Source organism: Aeromonas sp. A35_P (assembly GCF_002259925.1).
In the GTDB taxonomy this organism is placed as follows: domain Bacteria; phylum Pseudomonadota; class Gammaproteobacteria; order Enterobacterales; family Aeromonadaceae; genus Aeromonas; species Aeromonas dhakensis.
Genome location: NZ_NEVB01000140.1, coordinates 1 through 4,386, shown reverse-complemented (window position 1 = coordinate 4,386; position 4,386 = coordinate 1). Strand labels below are relative to the sequence as shown.

Annotated in this window: 5 protein-coding genes and 3 pseudogenes; 5 read left to right on the top strand and 3 right to left on the bottom strand. The window is 54.7% G+C overall.

Annotation, left to right across the window (positions count from 1 at the left end; translation table 11 throughout):
• A partial coding sequence (locus tag CAK78_RS09555; protein ID WP_141214160.1) for a transposase occupies window positions 1–177 on the bottom strand: 177 nt, incomplete at its 3' end.
• Between the two features lie 90 nt (window positions 178–267).
• On the opposite strand from CAK78_RS09555, the pseudogene CAK78_RS09550 reads away from it, so the two are divergent.
• The 5 genes and pseudogenes from CAK78_RS09550 to CAK78_RS09530 form a co-directional block, all read left to right on the top strand.
• A pseudogene (locus CAK78_RS09550) lies at window positions 268–693 on the top strand (IS3 family transposase); the annotation flags it as partial.
• A gap of 68 nt (window positions 694–761) precedes the next feature.
• Window positions 762–938: a transposase gene (locus CAK78_RS23360; RefSeq protein ID WP_094697118.1), complete on the top strand. Its 177-nt coding sequence runs from the start codon at window positions 762–764 to the stop codon at window positions 936–938.
• A 65-nt stretch (window positions 939–1,003) separates the two neighbouring features.
• Window positions 1,004–2,218, top strand: a complete 1,215-nt coding sequence (locus CAK78_RS09540) for an IS256-like element ISAs3 family transposase (RefSeq protein WP_094697117.1) — start codon at window positions 1,004–1,006, stop codon at window positions 2,216–2,218.
• Between the two features lie 263 nt (window positions 2,219–2,481).
• Window positions 2,482–2,829: an IS66 family insertion sequence element accessory protein TnpB gene (tnpB, locus tag CAK78_RS09535; RefSeq protein WP_094697116.1), complete on the top strand. Its 348-nt coding sequence runs from the start codon at window positions 2,482–2,484 to the stop codon at window positions 2,827–2,829.
• Between the two features lie 30 nt (window positions 2,830–2,859).
• Window positions 2,860–3,531 (top strand): annotated as a pseudogene (locus CAK78_RS09530) (IS66 family transposase); the annotation flags it as partial.
• On the opposite strand, the gene CAK78_RS23355 reads toward CAK78_RS09530, so the two are convergent.
• On the bottom strand, window positions 3,425–4,024 hold the full coding sequence (locus tag CAK78_RS23355; RefSeq protein ID WP_176452738.1) for an IS5 family transposase: 600 nt from the start codon (window positions 4,022–4,024) through the stop codon (window positions 3,425–3,427). The pseudogene CAK78_RS09530 and the gene CAK78_RS23355 sit on opposite strands and share 107 nt — an antisense overlap.
• Window positions 4,025–4,195: 171 nt before the next feature.
• A pseudogene (locus CAK78_RS09520) lies at window positions 4,196–4,353 on the bottom strand (IS1/IS1595 family N-terminal zinc-binding domain-containing protein); the annotation flags it as partial.
• Window positions 4,354–4,386: the final 33 nt, after the last annotated feature.

Below are 4,386 nucleotides of genomic sequence, written 5' to 3'. Positions count from 1 at the left end.
GAGAGACCCTTCCTGGAATTGTTTGCGCCATTTGAAGAGCTGGTTGGCGTTGACATCGTGCAAGCGCGCGACATGAGAGACGGTCATACCGGGCTCAAAGGTCTGCTGCACCATGGTGATTTTTTCTTGCGGAGTCCGGCGTCGACGGCGCTCGGCTCCTGTTAACACTTCGACCATCTTCTCGTTGCGACTAGTACTGAACATAGTTCCAAGACTACCTCTTAAGTTAAGAGGGGCGAAGTGTCTGGATCTTCAAGGGGCTAATCTAACCTGTTCTCTCGCCAGATCATCGGTTGGGCGATGAGGCCACGTATGACGGCAGACTTGGCGGTTGATGCGTTATTGATGGCCGTCTGGCGGCGCAAGCCCAAGCAGGCGGTACTGGTGCATTCGGATCAGGGCAGCCAGTTTACCGGTGGGGAATGGCAGGACTTTCTGAAGGCCCACAACCTGAGTTGCAGTATGAGCCGACGTGGTAACTGTCACGACAACGCTGTCGCCGAGAGCTTCTTTCAGTTACTCAAACGGGAGCGGATCAAGCGCAGGATTTACTCGACAAGAGACGAAGCCCGCAGCGACGTATTTGATTATATCGAAATGTTTTACAACCCAATCAGGCGCCATGGTTCCAATGATGGGCTGTCGCCGGTAGAGTTTGAAAAGCAGTTCAATGTTCAACAACAGAGTGTCTAGAAAATCCGGGGCGATTCAAGGCTGTTGTGGACAAAGTAGTTCCCACTAAAAAGTAGTGGGAACTAAAAATGGTGTACACCAATAGCAGCCGTAAAGGCAGAGCCAATTACTCGCGAGAATTCAAACAGCGACTTGTCGAGGCAGCCAACCAACCCGGCGTCTCCGTCTCAAAACTTGCACAGGAGCACGGCGTCAATGCCAACCTCTTGTTCAAATGGCGACGAGATGCCAAAGCGAGCCTGTAAATCCAATTGTGTAACCGCCCACGAATAAGTAACTTTTTCAAAAGGATACCTTCGTGGGTAAGCAAATGGACCAAGATAAACTCAAAGCACTGGCCGCTGAGCTGGCCAAAGACATCAAATCTGAAAAAGATCTCGGCACCCTCACCCAGCAGCTGATCAAGCTTACCGTCGAGACCGCGCTCAATGCCGAGATGGACGAGCATCTGGGCTACGAGAGACACGCCCCACAAGGCCGCGGGACCGGCAACAATCGCAATGGCTATTCCACCAAGCGCCTAAAAGGACAGCACGGAGAGGTCACCATCCAGGCGCCTCGTGACCGCAACAGCTCCTTCGAGCCTCAGTTTGTCCGCAAGGGCCAGTCCCGCCTGACCCAGATGGACGACCAGATCCTCGCCCTCTACGCCAGGGGCTTGAGCACGCGCGATATCGTGGACGCGTTCAAAGAGATGTATGACGCCGACATCTCGGCGGGGCTGGTATCGAAGGTGACCGAACGTGTCATCGAGCAGGTCCACGAATGGCAAAACCGACCGCTGGATCCGCTCTATCCCATCGTCTATCTGGACTGCATTGTGCTGAAGATCCGCGCGAACCAGCGGGTGATCAACAAGTCGCTCTATCTGGCATTGGGCATCAATATGGAGGGTCACAAGGAGCTGCTGGGCCTGTGGCTGGCCGAGACCGAAGGGGCAAAATTCTGGCTGTCGGTCCTGACCGAGCTGAAGAACCGCGGCCTGGAAGATATCCTGATCGCGTGCGTGGATGGTCTCAAGGGCTTCCCTGATGCCATTGCCGTGGAATATCCCCAAACCAAGGTGCAACTGTGTATCGTCCACATGGTCCGCAACTCGTTGCGCTATGTCTCCTGGAAGGACTACAAGGCGGTGACGGCTGAACTGAAGCAGATCTACCAGTCTGCGACGGAACGTGAGGCTCAGCAGGCGCTGGCGGCCTTCGGCGAGCGCTGGGATAGCCAGTACCCGCAAATAGCGCGCTCCTGGCAGGGTAACTGGGACAATCTGATCACGCTGTTTGATTATCCCCCCGCAATCCGGAAGGTGATCTACACCACCAATGCGATCGAGTCACTGAACAGCGTGCTGCGCAAAGCGACCAAACAAAGGAAGCTGTTCCCGACCGATGAGTCGGCGCTCAAAGTCGCGTTTCTCGCGATACAGCAGGCCTCCAAGAAATGGACCATGCCAATCCAGAATTGGAAGCTTGCCCTGAATCGCTTTATTATCGAGTTCGGTGATCGCCTGAACGGTCACCTGTAATGGGGTGGGCAGTTACACAGAATTATTTACAGGCTCGCCAAAGCCAAAGCCCCAGCGTTATATCCCATCGAACTGATGTTGCCCCCTTCATCCACAGAACCACTCTTGCCTTCGACCCCTCAGCCCGAAACGCTCACGTCAGAGACAGCCTCTGAACCGACACTATCCGGCACCATCGAGATAAGACTGGGGCGTGCAATGGTCGTCATCGATGGCACCGTCGATACCAATGCATTACGAATGATCCTGGAGACCCTGCGCGTATGATCAATCTTCCTGCTGGCACCCGGATCTGGATCGTGGCCGGTATCACAGACATGAGAAACGGCTTCAATGGGTTAGCGTCGAAAGTACAAATGACGTTGAAGGATGATCCCATGTCGGGGCATATCTTTATCTTCAGGGGGCGCAACGGGAGTCAGGTTAAGCTCCTCTGGTCTACCGGTGACGGTCTGTGTCTGCTGACAAAAAGGCTGGAGCGGGGTCGGTTCGCTTGGCCATCGGCTCGGGATGGCAAAGTCTTTTTGACGCCAGCACAGCTCGCCATGCTGCTGGAGGGGATAGACTGGCGTCATCCAAAGCGCCTGGCTAACTCATTGACCATGTTGTAAAAAGTGATCCCCCATGTAAGATGCATGGGTATGGAAAAATCACTAGCCGACGAAATCCTGCAACTGAAACGACTCCTGGCTGAACAGGAGTCACTCAATCGTGTTTTGCATGCAAGGTTGGAAGAGCGGGAGCGCGAAATAGAGCGCCTGCTTGCGCAACTCGACAAGCTGCGGCGTATGTATTTTGGCAGCCAGTCCGAGAAACTCGCTCGTCGTATCGCTCAGACAGAAGCGCAACTGAAGATACTTCAGCAAGAGAGTGACGCTATCACCGGCCGGGTGGATGACCCAGCACTACCGCGGCCACTTCGCCAGACCCGCACTCGCAAACCCTTCCCTCAGGCCCTTCCTCGCGATGAGCATCGCCTGCGCCCAACAGAAGCAGTCTGCCCGGAATGTGGTGGAACGCTGTCATACCTTGGAGAAGATACTGCTGAGCAGTTAGAGCTGATACGCAGTGCCTTCCGGGTCATCCGCACGGTTCGGGAGAAACACACCTGCGGGCAGTGCGATTTCATCACACAAGCGCCAGCTCCCTCACGTCCTATCGAGCGGGGGATAGCCGGGCCTGGCTTGCTGGCTCGGGTACTCACATCTAAATATGCAGAGCACACCCCGCTGTATCGCCAGTCGGAAATCTATGCCCGTCAGGGTGTGGAGCTGAGTCGCTCTGTGCTCTCTGGCTGGGTGGATGCATCTTGCGCCAGCTCCGTTTGCTGGAAACCCGATGTTTTTCCTGATGCCACTCATCACGACCAAAGCGCTTTAGCCCAGTAGAATCAATGGCTATCGCAGTTGGGGCGTTATCGGGTTCGAGCTGCTTGCGGTAGCGAGGAACCTTTATCTTCAGTTGGCTCAGACGCTTGCTGAGCAGGGTATAATCCGGGCACTTCAGCGGCAGAGCCGCCATCTCAAACAGGGAGTTGATAAAGCCCTGAGTCTGCCGTAACGGCAACCTGAATATCACCCTGAGCTCGTGACAAATACGGATGGCCTGGTCGGTATAGACCGCAGTGGAGCCTGTCCCATCAAACACTCTCTCGCCGTGGTACCAGCCCTCAACCACATCATCATTGAGCCACAAATCCAGTCGCCCCCGCAGCTGAAGTGAGCGGTTGTAGTCAGACCAATTACTCAGTTTGTAGCGCTGCTTGGGGATGTGATGGCGCTTTGGGTCATTGTGCTTGTTGGGCATGGTTTCCAGCGAGTTTGATGGGATGCAAGTCATGGTAATCGACCTCGACTGAGGCTCAAAATTGAACTTGCAATCGGCTCAAATAGTGAGCGATTCAACAAAGCCCCTGAGTTACCGCTGCACCTGAGATCCGTCAAAAAGACAGGAAGATGGAGCATTGCAACAAAGCCCTTCATAGGTGTAGGTGAGCTGAAAGACATGAGGGCAGGCAGGGCAACGATAACGAACGTGACCAGCAGGAGTCTTGCCATGGCGATATACGCGGTCGGAGTGGCAACGAGGGCAGTGAACGGTGATGGATGCCATGAAGAGCTGAGCCTCAAAAGCACCCATCATACCGGTTCAACCGATCGAAGGCATCA

What these genes read in the sequence shown, in the direction of transcription:
- CAK78_RS23360 (WP_094697118.1), top strand. Translation starts at nt 762, where the DNA reads ATGGTGTACACCAATAGCAGCCGTAAAGGCAGAGCCAATTACTCGCGA.
- CAK78_RS09540 (WP_094697117.1), top strand. Translation starts at nt 1,004, where the DNA reads ATGGACCAAGATAAACTCAAAGCACTGGCCGCTGAGCTGGCCAAAGAC.
- tnpB (WP_094697116.1), top strand. Translation starts at nt 2,482, where the DNA reads ATGATCAATCTTCCTGCTGGCACCCGGATCTGGATCGTGGCCGGTATC.
- CAK78_RS23355 (WP_176452738.1), bottom strand. Translation starts at nt 4,024, where the DNA reads ATGCCCAACAAGCACAATGACCCAAAGCGCCATCACATCCCCAAGCAG.